Below are 17,087 nucleotides of genomic sequence, written 5' to 3'. Positions count from 1 at the left end.
GTATAAATGAGGAGATGAAGCATGGCTGATAATTTTCAGCTGAAAGCCATCATCACCGCCGTTGACAGGCTGTCCGGCCCGCTTAAAGGTATGCAGCGTCAGCTTAAGGGGTTTCAGAAAGAAGTCTCCAGCCTTGCTCTGGGCGCTGCCGGGGCGGGTACTGCAATAATGGGGGCACTGGCACTCCCTGTAAAATCAGCCATCACCCTTGAATCGAAGATGGCTGATGTCCGCAAAGTGGTAGACGGTCTGGATACGCCGGATGCGTTTAAGGCCATGACGGAGCAGGTACGCGCTTTGTCTACTGAGCTTCCCATGTCTGCAGACGGGATCGCGGAAATTGTGGCGGCTGGCGGTCAGGCCGGGATTGCACGTGATGAACTGATGCAGTTTGCCACTGATGCGGTGAAGATGGGCGTGGCCTTTGATACCACGGCTGAAGAGTCCGGGCAGATGATGGCCCAGTGGCGTACTGCGTTTAATATGACGCAGGATGAAGTGGCCGGGCTGGCTGACAAAATCAACTACCTTGGTAATACCGGCCCGGCGAATGCGAAGAAAATCTCCGATATTGTTACGCGTATTGGTCCTTTAGGTGGTGTTGCAGGTGTGGCTTCCGGCGAAATCGCGGCAATGGGGGCAACCATTGCCGGGATGGGCGTGGAGTCAGAAATTGCCGCCACAGGGATCAAGAACTTCATGCTTTCCCTGACCGCGGGAAATTCCGCGACAAAATCGCAGAAACAGGCATTACGTTTTCTGCGGATCAATCCGAAGAAATTAGCTGCTGATATGCAGAAAGATGCCCGGGGAACCATGCTGTCTGTACTGGATGCGATGGCTAAAGTGCCCAAAGAAAAACAGGCAGCTGTGCTGAATGCCCTGTTCGGGAAAGAGTCTCTGGGCGCGATAGCACCTCTGCTGACTAACCTTGATTTGTTGCGTACCAACTTCAGGCGGGTTGCGGATTCCCAGCAGTATGGCAGTTCGATGCAGAAGGAATATGCTTCGAGGGCAGCGACGACGGAAAACCAGCTTTTACTTCTGCAAAATCAACTTGATGCCATTTCTTCCACGCTGGGGGAAACGTTTCTTCCTGAGGTTAATGATGGTCTTGAAGAGGTAAAACCGCTCCTTGAGGAAGTGAGAACGTTTGTCCGTGAAAACCCGGAGCTCGTTAAGACCATTGCTAAAATCGGTCTGGCCTTACTGACGGTGGGAGCCGCTGCAGGCTCTTTGTCCAGAATTATGAAAGTTCTCGGCGGTGTGATGAATATGACGCCTGCTAAGGGGCTGATTGCTCTTCTGGTTGGTGGCGCTTACCTCATTATTGATAACTGGGAAACCGTAGGTCCTGTCATAAAAAAAGTCTGGCACGTGGTGGATGAAACGGCGCAGGCGATGGGGGGATGGGAAACTGTTCTGAAAGCGATTGCCCTGTTTATGGCAACCAAATGGGTTGCTGACGTTACCAAATCCATTACCGCAGTGACCAGAGAGATGCGTACGCTGGGGAAGGTATCGGCAGAAACGGGATTGATGGGGAAAGGCCGCGGCTTTATCGGGAAGGCCGGGGTATATGGTTTTCTGGGAACCCTGATGTATGAGCCGGTTAAAGATACTCTGGAAAGTGTTGTTCCTGAAGATACGGTTAACTGGCTGGATAATAAAGGGCTGTTTCTGGCTTCAGACTGGACGCCTTTTTTTGATCGTAAAGAGTACGAGCAGTATCAGGCCAGCCTGAGTCAGTACAAACCCAATGTTCCGCTGTTGAATCCATCTTCTTCCATGACACAGCACAGCGAGCTGAAAGTCACGTTCGAGAATGCTCCGCCAGGTATGAAGATAATTGATGTACCGGGCAAAGCCGATCCCCTGATGAAAATCACGCACGATGTGGGGTATTCCCCTTTTCGTTTTCCACGATAACGCAGTCCTTTTTGAGGTCAGTCTATGGATTTATCCTCATTTCCCACCCGACCTTCATTACTTTCGTCGTCTTCAGGCTGGCGTGACAGACTTCAGGACGCGTCATTTCGCGGCGTGCCGTTTAAGGTTGAAGAAGAAAGTGCGGGAACCGGTCGCCGTGTGGAAACACATGAATACCCGAACCGCGACAAACCCTATACCGAAGACCTGGGGAAAATCACTTTTCGCTCGTCCATCACGGCTTATGTGGTGGGAGATGACTGCTTTGACCAGCGCGATCGCCTGATTGACGCGCTGAATAAACCCGGTCCCGGCACGCTTGTCCATCCGACATACGGTGAGCTGAAAGTCTGTGTTGACGGAGAAGTTCGGGTCAGCACATCGAAGAGTGAAGGGCGTATTGTCCGCTTTGACCTGAAGTTTGTCGAAGCGGGAGAACTCTCTTACCCCACTTCAGGTGCGGCGACGGCGCAGACGCTGATGTCATCCTGTTCTGCACTGGATGACTGCATCAGTGACAGCTTCAGAGGTTTCAGTATCGATGGCGTGGCGGATTTCGTGCAGAACGACGTCGTTGGTAATGTCAGCACAATGCTTGGGTATGTTTCTGATGCGATGAAAGTGGTGGATTCTGCCGTATCGGATGCTGCCAGGCTGTTGCAGGGGGATATCTCGGTACTTCTGCCGCCACCATCGTCAGGCAAAAATCTCGTTGAGCAGGTGCAGAAAATGTGGCGTACCGGGAAACGCCTTTATGGTAACGCCAGCGACCTGGTCACCATGATCAAAACGCTTTCCGGTGTCAGCCTCGGCAGCGATCTGCAACCGCGCGGCGTCTGGAAAACGGACAGTAAAACCACCGCCACGGCTACGCAGCAGCGTAATGTGGTTGCCAGCACCCTTCGTACGACCGCAATCAGTGAAGCGGCGTATGCCGTCACCCGATTGCCTGCGCCAACAACTTCCGCGGTGATGCAGAATTCCGCAGTGGGGCAGGCAACAACACCTGCGCAGAGCACTGGCTGGCCTTCCGTCACGCATCCGGCACTGAACAATGCACCGGCGGTGAAAAACACGGTTGACCTGCCGACGTGGGAAGAACTGACTGACATTCGCGACACACTGAATACGGCAATTGATAAGGAGTTGTCCCGTACAACCAGTGATGCGCTGTTTCTGGCGCTGCGCCGGGTGAAAGCAGATCTGAATGCGGATATCAACACGCGCCTTGAACAGTCTGCACGGATCATTCAGCGCACACCGGATGAGGTTTTACCCGCGCTGGTGCTGGCGGCGACCTGGTTTGATAACGCGGCGCGTGACGCGGACATTATCCGGCGTAATGCCATTACGCATCCCGGCTTTGTGCCGGTGATCCCTCTGAAGGTGCCAGTGCAATGAACGACAATGTCACGCTACGGGTAAATGGCCGGGAGTGGAATGGCTGGACATCGGTGCGCATCGGTGCCGGTATTGAACGGCTGGCGCGGGATTTCAGTGTGGAGATCACCCGCCAGTGGCCGGGAGATGAGGGTATCACCACGCTTCAGCCGCGCATTAGAAACGGTTCAAAAGTGGAAGTGCTGATTGGTGATGAGCTGGTGATCACCGGCTGGGTGGAGGCGACTCCCGTTCGTTACGATGCCCGTTCGGTCAGCACCGGTATTGCCGGACGTAGTCTGACGGCTGACCTGATTGACTGTGCAGCCGAACCGACACAGTTTAACGGACGCTCGCTGGTGCAGATTGCGCAGGCGCTTGCTGCGCCTTTCGGCATTGAGGTGGTGAACAGCGGTGCGCCGTCGGGTGTTATTCCTGATGTTCAGCCTGATCACGGTGAAACGGTGATTGAGGTAATCAACAAAATACTCGGTCAGCAGCAGGCACTGGCTTACGACGACCCGCACGGCAGGCTGGTGATTGGCGGTATTGGCTCAACGCGGGCACATACCGCGCTGGTACTTGGGGAAAACATCCTTTCCTGCGATACGGAGAAGAGTATCCGGGAGCGGTTTTCTGTTTACCAGGTGGCGGGGCAGCGTGCCGGAAACGACGATGATTTCGGTGAGGCCACCACCACCGCGCTGCGGGCCCGCACAGAGGACGCATTTATTGCCCGTTACCGTCCGATGTATATCAGGCAGACAGGGCAGGCCACGGGGGCAGGCTGTATTGCGCGTGCTGACTTTGAAGCCCGACAACGGGCGGCGCGGACGGATGAAACCACTTATGTGGTGCAGGGCTGGCGACAGGGTAACGGTACGCTGTGGCAGCCCAACCAGCGGGTGATTGTCTTCGATCCGGTCTGTGGTTTCGACAATACCGAACTGCTTGTTTCGGAAGTCACGTTTACTCAGGACCAGAACGGCACCCTGACGGAAATCCGTGTCGGCCCGCCTGATGCTTATCTGCCTGAACCCGAAGATCCCGGCGTGCGGAAAAAGAAAAAAGCCAGAGTACAGGAGGACCCGTTCTGATGAGGGCGATTGAAGCCATGCAGCGACAACTCCTCGGCCTGATTGGGCGGGCAGTGGTGAAAAGCATCAGTGCCGCCACGAAATGTCAGACCGTGGATGTGTCCCTGATTGCCGGTGAACCCAAAGCCGGGGTTGAACATCTTGAACCCTACGGTTTTACCGCAAGGGCAAACAGCGGTGCGGAAGCGGTGGTGTTGTTTCCGGATGGCGACCGTTCTCATGCGGTGGTTGTTACGGTGTCGGACCGGCGCTACCGCCTGAAAGGGCTGCAGACGGGTGAGGTGGCTGTCTATGACGATCAGGGGCAGTCCGTGACGCTGGCCCGGGAGGGGATCGTGGTGGACGGTGCAGGTAAAACGATCACGTTTCGCAATGCGCCTAAGGCACGTTTTGAAATGGACCTGGAAGTGACCGGACAGGTGAAAGACCTGTGCGACTCCACCGGCACCACCATGTCAGCGATGCGGCTTGCCTATAACGGGCATCGTCACAGAGAGAACGGTCAGGGCAGTAACACCGACAAACCTGATAAAGCGATGGAGGCATGATGGAACTGTGGCTGACGGTGAACGGTAAACGCACCTGCGCCAGCGCACAACTGGATCCGCTGACCCGCGCCGTGGTGATTTCCCTGTTTACCTGGCGGCGGGCGGAGCCTGATGACAACGCCGACGTCCCGATGGGATGGTGGGGGGATACCTGGCCTGCGGTACAGAATGACCGTTACGGCTCCCGACTGTGGCTGCTTCAGCGCAGCAAACTGACCAATCAGCTGGTGCAGACGGTAAGGGGGTATATCCGCGAATGCCTGCAATGGATGATTGATGACGGCGTGGTGTCCCGTATTGATCTGGATATCCGCCGCACCGGGATTAATGAACTGGGTAACAGTATCACTCTCTGGCGTCGTGACGGACCGGTAATGATTTCTTTTGATGATCTGTGGAGTGCGATAACGCATGGCGGACAGTGAATTTCAGCGCCCGACGCTGGCAGAAAATATCAGTATGCTCCGTAACGATTTATTCGCCAGGCTGGACGTCAGCGACACGCTCCGGCGCATGGATGAAGACGTGCGGGCAAAGGTGTATGCGGCGGCGCTGCATACGGTTTACGGGTACATCGATTATCTGGCAATGAACATGCTGCCTGACCTGTGCGATGAGTCCTGGCTGGCGCGACATGCTGCGATGAAACGGTGTCCGCGCAAGGGGGCCACGGCTGCCAGCGGGTATATGCGCTGGGAAGGTGTCAGCGATGGCCTGAAGGTGACCGCCGGGAGTGTTATTCAGCGCGATGACCTGGTTCAGTACACGGCAACTGCCGATGCAACCAGCTCCGGTGGTGTCCTGCGCGTGCCGATCGCCTGCTCAAGTTCAGGCGCGGTCGGTAACGCTGACGACGGTACGTCATTAATCCTGGTCACGCCGGTGAATGGTCTGCCGTCTTCCGGTGTGGCTGACACCCTGACAGGCGGATTTGATACTGAAGATCTGGAAACGTGGCGCGCCCGCATCATTGAGCGGTATTACTGGACGCCGCAGGGCGGGGCTGACGTGGACTATGTCGTCTGGGCTAAAGAAGTGCCCGGCATTACCCGCGCATGGACATACCGTCACTGGATGGGAACGGGAACTGTCGGTGTGATGATTGCCAGCAGTGACCTGATTAATCCCATTCCGGAAGAATCAACGGAAACGGCGGCAAGACAACACATTGAGCCACTGGCCCCGGTGGCAGGCTCTGATTTGTATGTATTCAGGCCGGTGGCGCATAAAGTGGATTTTCATATCCGCGTGACGCCGGACACACCGGAAATACGGGCTGCCATCACCGCCGAGTTGCGTTCGTTCCTGCTGCGTGATGGTTATCCGCAGGGAGAACTGAAGGTATCGCGTATCAGTGAGGCGATTTCCGGTGCGAACGGGGAATACAGCCATCAGTTGCTTGCCCCGGCGGACAATATCTCCATTGCAAAAAATGAACTGGCGGTTCTGGGGACGATTTCATGGACGTGACAAACGATGATTACATCCGCCTGTTATCGGCACTGTTGCCGCCCGGTCCTGCATGGTCAGCCAGCGATCCGGCGATTGCCGGTGCGGCACCTTCATTAACCCGCGTTCATCAGCGTGCGGATGCCCTGATGCGGGAGCTGGATCCGCGCACCACCACTGAACTGATAAACCGCTGGGAGCGTCTGTGCGGTCTGCCGGATGAATGTATTCCCGCAGGGACACAGACCCTTCGCCAGCGTCAGCAACGACTGGATGCGAAGGTTAACCTGGCGGGCGGCATCAACGAGGATTTTTACCTTGCACAGCTTGCTGCCCTGGGCAGACCAGACGCTACCATCACGCGATACGACAAAAGCACGTTCACCTGCTCATCGGCCTGTACTGACGCGGTGAATGCGCCGGAATGGCGGTATTACTGGCAGGTCAACATGCCAGCCGCCACCAACACCACCTGGATGACATGTGGCGATCCCTGTGATTCCGCACTGCGTATCTGGGGCGACACCGTTGTCGAGTGCGTGCTTAACAAACTCTGCCCGTCGCATACCTACGTAATTTTTAAATATCCGGAGTAATCCATGCATCGTATAGACACGAAAACCGCGCAGAAGGATAAGTTCGGCGCGGGTAAGAACGGTTTTACCCGTGGTAACCCCCAGACTGGCACGCCTGCCACCGATCTGGATGATGACTACTTTGACATGTTGCAGGAAGAACTTTGTAGCGTGGTGGAGGCATCCGGTGCCAGTCTGGAGAAGGCGCGGCACGACCAGCTGCTTACCGCGCTTCGTGCGCTGCTGTTAAGCCGCAAGAATCCGTTTGGCGATATCAAATCGGATGGCACGGTGAAAACGGCTCTCGAAAACCTTGGTTTGGGAGAAGCGGCGAAAAGGGATGTGGGCACAGGAGAAAATCAGATACCGGATATGTCATCCTGGAAAAGAAATCCGAGTTCTAATCGCTGGAGAAAATTGCCTGATGGAACCATCATTCAAATGGGAATATCAGCATCAGGGCCATTAGGCTCACCTGTAAATATCACCCTGCCGATATCTTTCAGCAATACCAATTATTGTGTTGTTGCATCGTACGATAATGCACGGTCAGGTGTGTCAACAATGGTTAGTTTTGCAGCATTACCTGTTTCACCATCGCAATTTTCCCTGATGTCATCTGTGACTGAGCAAGGAATAAATCCTTTTGCTTACTGGATTGCTTTTGGAGATTGATAAATGGACAGATACTTCTATTCACAAAAAGAAAATGGTTTTTTTACCGATTTAAATAAAGCACCTTCAGATGCTGTTGAGATAACCACGGATGAATGGCTGTCACTACTGGATGGTCAGGATAATGGCATGAAAATAGTCAGCAATCAGGAGGGATATCCGGTTTTGACAGAGCAACCACCTTTATCAAAAGAAAACCTTATTGCATTGGCAGAGTTGAAAAAAGGAAAACTTATTAATGAAGCCAACGAGCACATGAACAGCAGGCAATGGCCTGGTAAAGCGGCTATTGGTCGTCTGAAAGGTGAGGAACTGGCGCAATATAATTTGTGGCTGGATTATCTGGACGCACTGGAACTGGTTGATACCTCCAGTGCTCCAGATATTGAATGGCCTACGCCTCCGGCAGTTCAGGCCAGATGACATCCGGCGCGGTGCTGGTATCTGTTGCCGTCACCGCGTCAATGTAATCCAGCACGGCGTTAAGTCTGGTTGTTTCTGCCTGCGTCAGTTTACGTCCGGCCTGTAATTTCAGCTGAATCAGACTAATGGAAGCCATTGCTGCATCAATCAGTGACTGGCGCTGTGCTTCTGCCGCGTCTACTGCGGCACTATGCTGTGCCTCAGTATCTGTCACCCATTTCTCACCATCCCATTTATCGTATGGCGTTAACGGGACGATAGTGGTTGTATTTTCAGGGTAATCACCCGGAGCTGTGATTTCTTTTGATTCTCCCGTTTCGGTGTTATAGACAACTTCACCGCGATGGTCTGGCACATATTCCCATGAGTTAAAATCTGCAGAACGGCAGATTGCATAACCAGCTTTATGTGTAACTGGTGCATCTAAACAAGAACATGCCGGGATACCGACGCCAACCGCAAGATATTCAGTTGATGTGGAAATATATTCCCGCGTTTCACCATCATAATTATAAATGGTAATGTCTCCCGCTTTTATGGCAATGAGTTCGTTATTTAATACGGCTTTATTCATCAGGCAGCTCTCACGATATAATTAAAGGCAATGTTACGAGGACGGTTTTCGTTTGCAGTTGGAACAATTCTTGAAGCATCAAGACCAATCACTTTTGGGTAAACAGCGCCATCTGTTCTTTCAGTCACCATACTTCTGATTAAGGAGAAATAACTATTGTTCGTTGAGGGGTTCAAAGGCACTACTGCCCCCTTAAACGAGCCTACTGATTCCCATATTGAATAATTTTCGGTGTTTACAGTCTTGAACTCACCATAGATATTACGTATGGCATCGCCCTGAGCGGATAATATTGCCCTCCCCGTATCCATACCACGTCCGTCATCCCAGCCACGAATAAACTCACCACGTAAATCAGGCAATTTATTTGTCGGGTAAGCCTTTGCCAGCTCCGGGTATTCTTCAGCAGAAAAAGCTGCTCCGTTGCATTTCAGCCAGCCTGTTGGCGGAGTGGCTGAAGGCCACGGAACAGGCACCCCAACAGGTAATGCAGAGCCTTCTCCCAAACCAACGTTTATGAAAATGCAGAAATAACGAGCAAATGGCATCATTCCTGCTTTTGTCAGGGAGATCTACCATGCTTATTGGCTATGTACGTGTGTCAACAAATGACCAGAACACAGATCTACAACGTAATGCGCTGAACTGTGCAGGATGCGAGCTGATTTTTGAAGACAAGATAAGCGGTACAAAGTCCGAAAGGCCGGGACTGAAAAAACTGCTCAGGACATTATCGGCAGGTGACACTCTGGTTGTCTGGAAGCTGGATCGGCTAGGGCGTAGTATGCGGCATCTTGTCGTGCTGGTGGAGGAGTTGCGCGAACGAGGCATCAACTTTCGTAGTCTGACGGATTCAATTGATACCAGTACCCCAATGGGGCGCTTTTTCTTTCATGTGATGGGTGCCCTGGCTGAAATGGAGCGTGAACTGATTGTTGAACGAACAAAAGCTGGACTGGAAGCAGCTCGCGCACAGGGACGAATTGGTGGACGTCGCCCCAAACTTACACCAGAACAATGGGAGCAGGCCGGACGATTAATTGCATCAGGCGTTCCTCGCCAGAAGGTGGCGATCATCTATGATGTTGGTATATCGACACTGTGTAAGAAGTTTCCGGTCGGAGATAAATGAAACCGTAGCACGTCGTATGCAAGAAGATCGTGCTGCGGTTTATGCTTATCACTTAAAGACTCAAAAATTAGGTGAGTAACGGACCGGGGACATAGCTCCTTTTTTTCTTAATTCATCTGGTATTTTTTTTCCAAGATAAAGATTTGCTATTTCAGGTGGGGCTTCTCGACCTTCAAAACCATAGCGAGAACTTTGTGTTGCCTCAAAGTCCGGATCCTCGTCCCAGTATTTCATCGTAGGGAAATTTTCACGTGTTGATTTGAGCCATTTATCAGCAATGAAAACCCCTCGAACGATCCCCCTTACAGTAGCAAGAATGACTTCTGCTTGGCTGGCGCGAGAGACATTAATGCGCCAGCTAAATCGAACCGCATCATAAAGCTCTGAATCCTTTGCACTTCTGTTAACGGAAATCATTAATGCTTTATGATGAAATGTTATGGTTTCGGGTTGATATGTTGCTATCAACTCTTTGACATGCGCGGCGCCGAATTCATTGCTGCCAGCACCATTCATGATATTCGTTAACCCAGGGTAGGCATCAATAAGTGCTGCTTCGACTTCGTACGCCGTCTTTTCATCAGTCATTCCGTGTCGATGGATGACATGGATAACCTCAAGTCCTGCTAACCTTATTTCTCTAATTTGCTTTAGCTTGTTGCTCAGTAACTCGTCATCATCAGTCGCTGCCACTTCACCGCGCATATGGGCAAATACGCGGTTACCTTTGCCTTTCCCTACATAGAAGGTGCTTCCGTCCCTCGGATCAATCAATCGGTATACATACCAGCCAAGGTGTTCAATTACTCCAGAAGGAAACTCAGTAATATCCATTTTGCAATATCTGTGAATTATTTGTGAGACGTATATTAATGAACATTGCAAGGGCTCACAACTAGTAGTGTTGAGAAAGCCATCGGGAAAATGAGGCTAACCCTTTGAATTTACATAGCGCAAAAAGATACCTTTCCTCATAATGTGAGCTAAGGTAATGACTCCAACTTATTGATAGTGTTTTATGTTCAGATAATGCCCGATGACTTTGTCATGCAGCTCCACCGATTTTGAGAACGACAGCGACTTCCGTCCCAGCCGTGCCAGGTGCTGCCTCAGATTCAGGTTATGCCGCTCAATTCGCTGCGTATATCGCTTGCTGATTACGTGCAGCTTTCCCTTCAGGCGGGATTCATACAGCGGCCAGCCATCCGTCATCCATATCACCATGTCAAAGGGTGACAGCAGGCTCATAAGACGCCCCAGCGTCGCCATAGTGCGTTCACCGAATACGTGCGCAACAACCGTCTTCCGGAGCCTGTCATACGCGTAAAACAGCCAGCGCTGGCGCGATTTAGCCCCGACGTATCCCCACTGTTCGTCCATTTCCGCGCAGACGATGACGTCACTGCCCGGCTGTATGCGCGAGGTTACCGACTGCGGCCTGAGTTTTTTAAATGGCGGAAAATCGTGTTGAGGCCAACGCCCATAATGCGGGCGGTTGCCCGGCATCCAACGCCATTCATGGCCATATCAATGATTTTCTGGTGCGTACCGGGTTGAGAAGCGGTGTAAGTGAACTGCAGTTGCCATGTTTTACGGCAGTGAGAGCAGAGATAGCGCTGATGTCCGGCGGTGCTTTTGCCGTTACGCACCACCCCGTCAGTAGCTGAACAGGAGGGACAGCTGATAGAAACAGAAGCCACTGGAGCACCTCAAAAACACCATCATACACTAAATCAGTAAGTTGGCAGCATCACCGAAAATAAAATAGAGAGAGTTTTCAATCCGCATGACTTTAAAAAAGACAATTTTTAGAAATAAGCCGGATAAAAAAATAGCTTTATCCGGCACTCATATTACAACCAGTTCTTCCGCTTAAAGTACAGATACGGTGCCAGGCCCGCGAGGATCATAAAGATAATCGCGGCAGGGTAGCCGAAGCTCCACTTCAGTTCTGGCATAAACTCAAAGTTCATGCCATAGCTGGAAGCAACGAGCGTCGGCGGCAGGAATACCACGGATACCACCGAGAAGATTTTGATGATGCGGTTCTGCTCGATGTTGATAAAACCCATTGCCGCCTGCATCAGGAAGTTCACCTTCTGGAACAGGGATTCGTTATGCGGCAGCAGGGATTCGATATCTCGCAGGATTTCACGCGCCTGCTCCAGTTGCCCACCCGGTAAACGCGCTTTACGCACCAGGAAGTTGAGCGCGCGCTGGGTATCCATCAGACACAGGCGAACTTTCCAGCCGATATCTTCCAGTTCCGCCAGAGTGGAGAGCGCCTCGTCGTACTCATCGCCCTGATGCCCTTCCATAATCACCCGGCTCAACTGCTCCAGGTCGCTATAGATATTTTCAATTTCATCTGCCAACTGTTCGATTTTGGTTTCGAACAGATCCAGCAGCAACTCGTAGGCGTTACCGTCTACCATCGACTGGCTACGGGCACGCATACGATACAGACGAAAAGCGGGCAGTTCACGCTCACGCAGAGTAAACAGACGACCATCACGGATGGTAAATGCCACAGTGGAGTTACCGGCGTGATCTTCCGCATCTTCAAAGAAGAAGAAGGAGTGAATATGCAGGCCGTCGTCGTCTTCAAAGAAACGTGCCGATGCTTCGATGTCTTCCAGTTCCGGGCGGGTTGCCAGGCTCTGGCCAAGTTCAGATTGTAAGCGCAGTCGCTCGTCGTCGTCCGGTTCGACAAGATCAATCCATACTGCATTTACAAGGGGTTGTGACTCTTCGACTTCCAGCCGGGTCAGTCGGTTATTTTCCAGTTGAAATGCGCTCAGCATGACCGGGACTCCCAATGCTTAAAATATCGGACAGTTCGGTGGGCACACAGAAACAAATTGGGTTTCAGACCATTAAACAGCCTGACTCAGCGCGACGGGAAAAATTGAGGTCGCTGACAACCGCTAAGGCTATCAGCAAAAAGGGATAGCCTTAGGAGTTGATCCTGGATGACAGGATAGTGAGCCAGTATCTACTGGGTGTGTCCAAGGCGAATGTCCTCTTAGAGTGATCGTGCGCGCATGTTACGCCAGCAAAATTTTGCCGTCAACACGCAACAGAACACCACAGAACAATAGTTGAACTTCGCGCTTTTTGGTACTCGTCAAGGTCGCTAACAGGATAAAAAAATCCCACATCCAGGACCTATAATGGCGCATCAGCTACTCATTGGTAAAGGAATGATCACCTTGAATCTCAAACGGATTTTTCTCGCCCTCACCTTACTTCCCTTGTTTGCTGTTGCCGCTGATGATTGCGCACTCTCAGATCCGACGCTGACCGTACAGGCGTATACCGTTAATCCTCAAACAGAGCGGGTGAAAATGTACTGGCAAAAAGCCAATGGCGAAGCGTGGGGAACGTTACATGCTCTGCTGGCGGATATTAATAGTCAGGGTCAGGTGCAGATGGCGATGAACGGCGGCATCTATGATGAAGGTGATGCTGCCAACTTACTGATTTAGTGTATGATGGTGTTTTTGAGGTGCTCCAGTGGCTTCTGTTTCTATCAGCCGTCCCTCCTGTTCAGCTACTGACGGGGTGGTGCGTAACGGCAAAAGCACCGCCGGACATCAGCGCTATCTCTGCTCTCACTGCCGTAAAACATGGCAACTGCAGTTCACTTACACCGCTTCTCAACCCGGTACGCACCAGAAAATCATTGATATGGCCATGAATGGCGTTGGATGCCGGGCAACAGCCCGCATTATGGGCGTTGGCCTCAACACGATTTTACGTCACTTAAAAAACTCAGGCCGCAGTCGGTAACCTCGCGCATACAGCCGGGCAGTGACGTCATCGTCTGCGCGGAAATGGACGAACAGTGGGGCTATGTCGGGGCTAAATCGCGCCAGCGCTGGCTGTTTTACGCGTATGACAGGCTCCGGAAGACGGTTGTTGCGCACGTATTCGGTGAACGCACTATGGCGACGCTGGGGCGTCTTATGAGCCTGCTGTCACCCTTTGACGTGGTGATATGGATGACGGATGGCTGGCCGCTGTATGAATCCCGCCTGAAGGGAAAGCTGCACGTAATCAGCAAGCGATATACGCAGCGAATTGAGCGGCATAACCTGAATCTGAGGCAGCACCTGGCACGGCTGGGACGGAAGTCGCTGTCGTTCTCAAAATCGGTGGAGCTGCATGACAAAGTCATCGGGCATTATCTGAACATAAAACACTATCAATAAGTTGGAGTCATTACCTTCTGTTCGATACTGTGACATTCAGCACTTGATTCGCTATGGATCTGACAGGAAGATTTCGAGCGAAAATCTGCAGTTATTCAGTCGTTTTCTTATCGGTCACCATTATTCTTTTAGACATTGATCCTACAAAGCTGCCGCAAAGTTGGTGGTGGGAACTGAAGTTGCGTAGAGAAGGGGTCAATACCCGGAGGCACACATGGGCTGGCAAAAGTGTAGCGGTATTAGGCGAAGCTATTTAGCCTAGTTATGTTTTATGAAAACTTGATATCATATAAGTGTCTTACTTATTGGCTGTAAATAAGTTTTTCCTAAGGAATTGTTTCTTGAGTATCATTTGTAACTGTAACGGAATTTATAATCCTTTGCTTTATTGTTACGGTATTTTTTATCACACCCTATTTTTTATGTGGTTTTTTATACTGAAGTTTGGCAAAGTGAACTTTATATGCATATACTTCATCCTAGTTTCAGTTAAATTGGGTGGATGATATGGCAACTACATGTTCAGTTATATTGATTTTGGAGTCCTTTGATGTTTATTTAGGAAAAGAGATTGTGTTTCTGGAGAGAGGTTCATCTGTACTTGTCGACTCTAGCTCTAGAGATTTTTTCCTGACGTATCCTGAAAGAGTGATAGTGGCGGATTTTGGCGCTGAGTTTATTAGTCGCTATTTGAAAGCTAATAACTTAAGGGATATTTCTGATTGTAGGGAATATCCATCTTATTTAAAAATAAACTTTGCTGACTTCAGTTTAATTAAAGGATTAATTAGTTGGGCTAATCACTGTGCTGAATACATAGAAATTTTTGATGAGTCTATTGCTTTTACATGTCTCTCTGCATTTTCTTCTGAAAAACAATTTGGAGTATTTCTGTTTGGATGTTTGAAAAGCACAGGGGCTAAAGTTAAAACGATTATTCATACGGATTTATCTGCACCATGGCGTCTTAAGGATATATCATCAAGATTATATCTCAGCGAAAGTTTACTAAAGAGGAAATTGAAAGAAGAGGGGGTATCATTCAGTAAGATCATACTTGATGAGAGGATGCAAATGGCTGAATATTTACTCAGCACTCGTTGTTATCCTATTAGTAAAGTAGCTAAGGTCTGTGGTTATGCCAGTGTCTCATACTTTACTTATGTATTTAGACGTTATTTTGGTATTTCTCCAAGTCAATACTCTCAGAGGAGTTCAGAAAGTAAAATTCTTACTCACCAGGGAATCTGATCATTGTTCTTGCCCCCTTATTTCCAGACAGGGGGTGTATCTTAAGTTAACGTTACCCGCTGACGTCGATATTCTCGCAGAGAGCGATAACCCAACGCACTGTGCGGATGGTTTTCATTGTAATGTTCGATCGCCACTGCAAGATTATGCAATGCCGTTCTTACATTCGGTTTCGGCATGAACGCGATGTAGTCTTCCTTCATCGTTTTCACGAACCTTTCTGCCATTCCATTACTCTGAGGACTGCTGATTGCCCATGAGGAGTACAATTAAACGGGTTAATCAGTTTCTCCATTTGAAAGAAAAAAGACTTCTGTACTGTTTGATATCACCGCTATTTTCTTATTTTCTGTGCAGGTCGTAGTGGGACAAAACTGAGACACATAAGGCCTCACAATGGCTTGCAAGGCTTTACATGTTTTGATGTGGCGGGACGTGTGAGCGCAGTGTTGATGGGGTAATGCTTTGAATTAGAAGCGGATTCTTATAATTCGTAATGCGAAGGTCGTAGGTTCGACTCCTATTATCGGCACCATTAAAATCAAATTGTTACGTAAGATCTTATCATTCTCCCACCAAAAAATTATCTTAATGTAACAGCTGGTGTAAGTAAATTCTATCAACGAAGATCAATCTTATCTACTGACCAAAAAGGCCTGATAGGGCTTCGCTCACTATACATCCTTGGCTGCAGGTTTAGTTGTACACCACTCCTAAATTTAATGTGTTGGCAATGTGTTCAATAAAGCTCGAACAAATTAGCTCATTATGATCGGTTAATACTTCAACTTCTGGTTGCATGATTGTTTGTCCGTAAAAAGATAACGCGCCTGCCGGGTAGTAGCAGGCGCATTACGCAATAGGTAAACAAGGGAGGAAGTTCAGAAATGTAAATCGGGAAGGTTGTACGCAATGTTCATCGTACTACGTTGTTACGGCTTTGCCGCAACAAGCCAGTTGCCTGCCGCGCTCGCAGAATGTCTGCAGCCCGGAGATAAGGAGATTGTTCCTGCCAGCTAAATCCCTTCCTGTCGATACGAACCAGCTCGTATTTTTCTACCAGAAAATTCACGGCATCGGCTAGGGTGATACCGGCATCGATGTGTTCCTTAATCACAGCCTCATTGCAGAATGGCGTGTCGTTTATTGTCAGACCATAGTGCTGTTCCAGCAGACGTGTCAGTAACATTTGCCAGACAGCCACGGGTGACAGGCAGGGCTTCACCGCCCGCTGAGTTGTTGCAGGTAAAGTTTTCATGTTTGCTCTCGTGTAGGTAATTAACGCTGAGTGGGGTAAATGGCGATGTATACGTAGCCGCAACTGCCAAGGGTGTCGGCTTCGCAGGTTAAATCGTTGTGGTACAGGGTAACGCAGTGGGCATGGTGGGGGCTGAGTTCACCGGTGGTCAGCATCGATTCCATCTGGCGGATAAAGTGCGGGAATGTTTCATCCAGCTTCCGGCATTCGATGTCACTGAACTTGCCGGTGATGCTGGCCCGGTCAGCCAGATAATGCAGTCGGTTGCCTTCCTGCACCAGACGGGCTCCCAGGCGCAGTGTAATCTCCCGCTGCAGGCCCCTGGTAGGGTTGCTCATTACAGTTCTCCACTATTGTCAGTTCAGGGTGATGCTCATCAGGCAGGTATAGGGCCCATTGCGGTCCTGGCGGCGTTCGGCGTATACCGCGAGGACTCCGGCGATATCCGGAACGTCCCTGCCGGTGTAATGACAGACGCTACCGTGCCACTGGTATTTGCCGGTGCAGTAGCGAAAGATTCGGGACTCAGGATGCTGGCGGTATATCGTCATTGCCCTGCGTTTACTGATAATTTTCATGTAA

At 50.6% G+C, this 17,087-nt stretch carries 21 protein-coding genes and 2 pseudogenes; 13 read left to right on the top strand and 10 right to left on the bottom strand.

Going from position 1 to position 17,087, the window contains the following annotated elements; all coding sequences use genetic code 11:
- Nucleotides 1–21: 21 nt before the first annotated feature.
- Genes ACU8XX_RS19230 through ACU8XX_RS19190 form a run of 9 tightly spaced genes read left to right on the top strand, consistent with a single transcriptional unit; the run spans nt 22 to nt 8,076 of the window.
- A complete protein-coding gene (locus ACU8XX_RS19230; protein WP_073514594.1) occupies nt 22–1,929 on the top strand; it encodes a phage tail tape measure protein in 1,908 nt (635 codons plus the stop codon).
- Nucleotides 1,930–1,953: 24 nt separating this feature from the next.
- Entirely contained in the window at nt 1,954–3,330 is a 1,377-nt protein-coding gene (locus tag ACU8XX_RS19225) for a DNA circularization protein (RefSeq protein ID WP_073514593.1), read from the top strand.
- Entirely contained in the window at nt 3,327–4,406 is a 1,080-nt protein-coding gene (locus ACU8XX_RS19220) for a phage baseplate assembly protein (RefSeq protein ID WP_073514592.1), read from the top strand. Before ACU8XX_RS19225 ends, ACU8XX_RS19220 begins: the two co-directional genes overlap by 4 nt.
- Nucleotides 4,406–4,954: a phage baseplate assembly protein V gene (locus tag ACU8XX_RS19215; protein WP_073514591.1), complete on the top strand. Its 549-nt coding sequence runs from the start codon at nt 4,406–4,408 to the stop codon at nt 4,952–4,954. Before ACU8XX_RS19220 ends, ACU8XX_RS19215 begins: the two co-directional genes overlap by 1 nt.
- Nucleotides 4,954–5,379: a phage GP46 family protein gene (locus ACU8XX_RS19210; protein WP_000424747.1), complete on the top strand. Its 426-nt coding sequence runs from the start codon at nt 4,954–4,956 to the stop codon at nt 5,377–5,379. Before ACU8XX_RS19215 ends, ACU8XX_RS19210 begins: the two co-directional genes overlap by 1 nt.
- Nucleotides 5,366–6,424 (top strand): baseplate J/gp47 family protein, encoded by a 1,059-nt coding sequence (locus ACU8XX_RS19205; RefSeq protein ID WP_000785311.1) that lies wholly within the window; start codon nt 5,366–5,368, stop codon nt 6,422–6,424. The genes ACU8XX_RS19210 and ACU8XX_RS19205 overlap by 14 nt, the downstream gene beginning before the upstream one ends.
- On the top strand, nt 6,415–6,999 hold the full coding sequence (locus ACU8XX_RS19200) for a YmfQ family protein (protein ID WP_000383548.1): 585 nt from the start codon (nt 6,415–6,417) through the stop codon (nt 6,997–6,999). The genes ACU8XX_RS19205 and ACU8XX_RS19200 overlap by 10 nt, the downstream gene beginning before the upstream one ends.
- Before the next feature lie 3 nt (nt 7,000–7,002).
- A complete protein-coding gene (locus tag ACU8XX_RS19195; RefSeq protein ID WP_446908309.1) occupies nt 7,003–7,653 on the top strand; it encodes a gp53-like domain-containing protein in 651 nt (216 codons plus the stop codon).
- Nucleotides 7,654–7,656: 3 nt separating this feature from the next.
- Complete coding sequence (locus ACU8XX_RS19190; protein ID WP_000376436.1) at nt 7,657–8,076, top strand: tail fiber assembly protein; 420 nt, start codon at nt 7,657–7,659, stop codon at nt 8,074–8,076.
- Here ACU8XX_RS19190 and ACU8XX_RS19185 read toward each other — a convergent pair.
- Both ACU8XX_RS19185 and ACU8XX_RS19180 read right to left on the bottom strand, forming a co-directional pair.
- The gene (locus ACU8XX_RS19185) at nt 8,048–8,650 is read right to left on the bottom strand and encodes a tail fiber assembly protein (protein WP_033813583.1); all 603 of its coding nucleotides are present in this window, start codon (nt 8,648–8,650) and stop codon (nt 8,048–8,050) included. The genes ACU8XX_RS19190 and ACU8XX_RS19185 overlap by 29 nt on opposite strands.
- A complete protein-coding gene (locus ACU8XX_RS19180; protein WP_080086227.1) occupies nt 8,650–9,201 on the bottom strand; it encodes a phage tail protein in 552 nt (183 codons plus the stop codon). The genes ACU8XX_RS19185 and ACU8XX_RS19180 overlap by 1 nt, the downstream gene beginning before the upstream one ends.
- A 26-nt stretch (nt 9,202–9,227) precedes the next feature.
- On the opposite strand from ACU8XX_RS19180, the gene pinE reads away from it, so the two are divergent.
- Nucleotides 9,228–9,782 carry a site-specific DNA recombinase gene (gene pinE, locus ACU8XX_RS19175; protein ID WP_073514589.1) on the top strand — a complete coding sequence of 185 codons (555 nt, stop codon included), beginning with the start codon at nt 9,228–9,230 and terminating at the stop codon, nt 9,780–9,782.
- A 60-nt stretch (nt 9,783–9,842) separates the two neighbouring features.
- Here pinE and ACU8XX_RS19170 read toward each other — a convergent pair whose 3' ends face one another.
- The 4 genes from ACU8XX_RS19170 to ysgD all read right to left on the bottom strand — a co-directional run bounded on the left by ACU8XX_RS19170 (nt 9,843) and on the right by ysgD (nt 12,794).
- Entirely contained in the window at nt 9,843–10,616 is a 774-nt protein-coding gene (locus ACU8XX_RS19170) for an LEM-3-like GIY-YIG domain-containing protein (RefSeq protein WP_000355484.1), read from the bottom strand.
- A gap of 168 nt (nt 10,617–10,784) precedes the next feature.
- Nucleotides 10,785–11,482 (bottom strand): IS1-like element IS1B family transposase gene (locus ACU8XX_RS19165; RefSeq protein ID WP_240765259.1). Its coding sequence is split into 2 segments (ribosomal slippage): nt 10,785–11,233 and nt 11,233–11,482, totalling 699 coding nucleotides; the frame shifts between segments, so codons are not numbered across the junction.
- A gap of 153 nt (nt 11,483–11,635) precedes the next feature.
- On the bottom strand, nt 11,636–12,586 hold the full coding sequence (corA, locus tag ACU8XX_RS19160; RefSeq protein WP_000947148.1) for a magnesium/cobalt transporter CorA: 951 nt from the start codon (nt 12,584–12,586) through the stop codon (nt 11,636–11,638).
- Nucleotides 12,587–12,737: 151 nt separating this feature from the next.
- Nucleotides 12,738–12,794, bottom strand: coding sequence for a protein YsgD (gene ysgD / locus ACU8XX_RS19155; protein WP_211180520.1), 57 nt, complete (start codon nt 12,792–12,794; stop codon nt 12,738–12,740).
- Between the two features lie 161 nt (nt 12,795–12,955).
- On the opposite strand from ysgD, the pseudogene ACU8XX_RS19150 reads away from it, so the two are divergent.
- The 3 genes and pseudogenes from ACU8XX_RS19150 to ACU8XX_RS19140 all read left to right on the top strand — a co-directional run.
- Nucleotides 12,956–13,252, top strand: a pseudogene (locus tag ACU8XX_RS19150) (hypothetical protein); the annotation flags it as partial.
- 46 nt (nt 13,253–13,298) lie between these two features.
- Nucleotides 13,299–13,996, top strand: a protein-coding gene (locus ACU8XX_RS19145) for an IS1-like element IS1A family transposase (protein ID WP_223171527.1) whose coding sequence is annotated in 2 segments (ribosomal slippage) — nt 13,299–13,548 and nt 13,548–13,996 — 699 coding nt in all. Because the reading frame shifts where the segments join, the coding sequence is not laid out codon by codon here.
- Between the two features lie 507 nt (nt 13,997–14,503).
- A complete protein-coding gene (locus ACU8XX_RS19140) occupies nt 14,504–15,247 on the top strand; it encodes an AraC family transcriptional regulator (RefSeq protein ID WP_032170462.1) in 744 nt (247 codons plus the stop codon).
- A gap of 41 nt (nt 15,248–15,288) precedes the next feature.
- Here the strand turns inward: ACU8XX_RS19140 and ACU8XX_RS19135 are convergent.
- The 4 genes and pseudogenes from ACU8XX_RS19135 to ACU8XX_RS19120 all read right to left on the bottom strand — a co-directional run.
- Nucleotides 15,289–15,501 (bottom strand): annotated as a pseudogene (locus ACU8XX_RS19135) (integrase core domain-containing protein); the annotation flags it as partial.
- A gap of 662 nt (nt 15,502–16,163) precedes the next feature.
- Nucleotides 16,164–16,505, bottom strand: coding sequence for a type IV toxin-antitoxin system toxin YkfI (gene ykfI, locus ACU8XX_RS19130; protein WP_000854680.1), 342 nt, complete (start codon nt 16,503–16,505; stop codon nt 16,164–16,166).
- 20 nt (nt 16,506–16,525) lie between these two features.
- Nucleotides 16,526–16,843 (bottom strand): type IV toxin-antitoxin system antitoxin YafW, encoded by a 318-nt coding sequence (gene yafW / locus ACU8XX_RS19125; protein WP_000070396.1) that lies wholly within the window; start codon nt 16,841–16,843, stop codon nt 16,526–16,528.
- A gap of 18 nt (nt 16,844–16,861) precedes the next feature.
- Nucleotides 16,862–17,083 (bottom strand): DUF987 domain-containing protein, encoded by a 222-nt coding sequence (locus ACU8XX_RS19120; RefSeq protein WP_000691994.1) that lies wholly within the window; start codon nt 17,081–17,083, stop codon nt 16,862–16,864.
- Between the last annotated feature and the right edge of the window lie 4 nt (nt 17,084–17,087).

It is taken from the genome of Escherichia sp. MAL-1, assembly GCF_052948035.1.
This window is presented reverse-complemented; position numbering and strand designations above follow the sequence as displayed.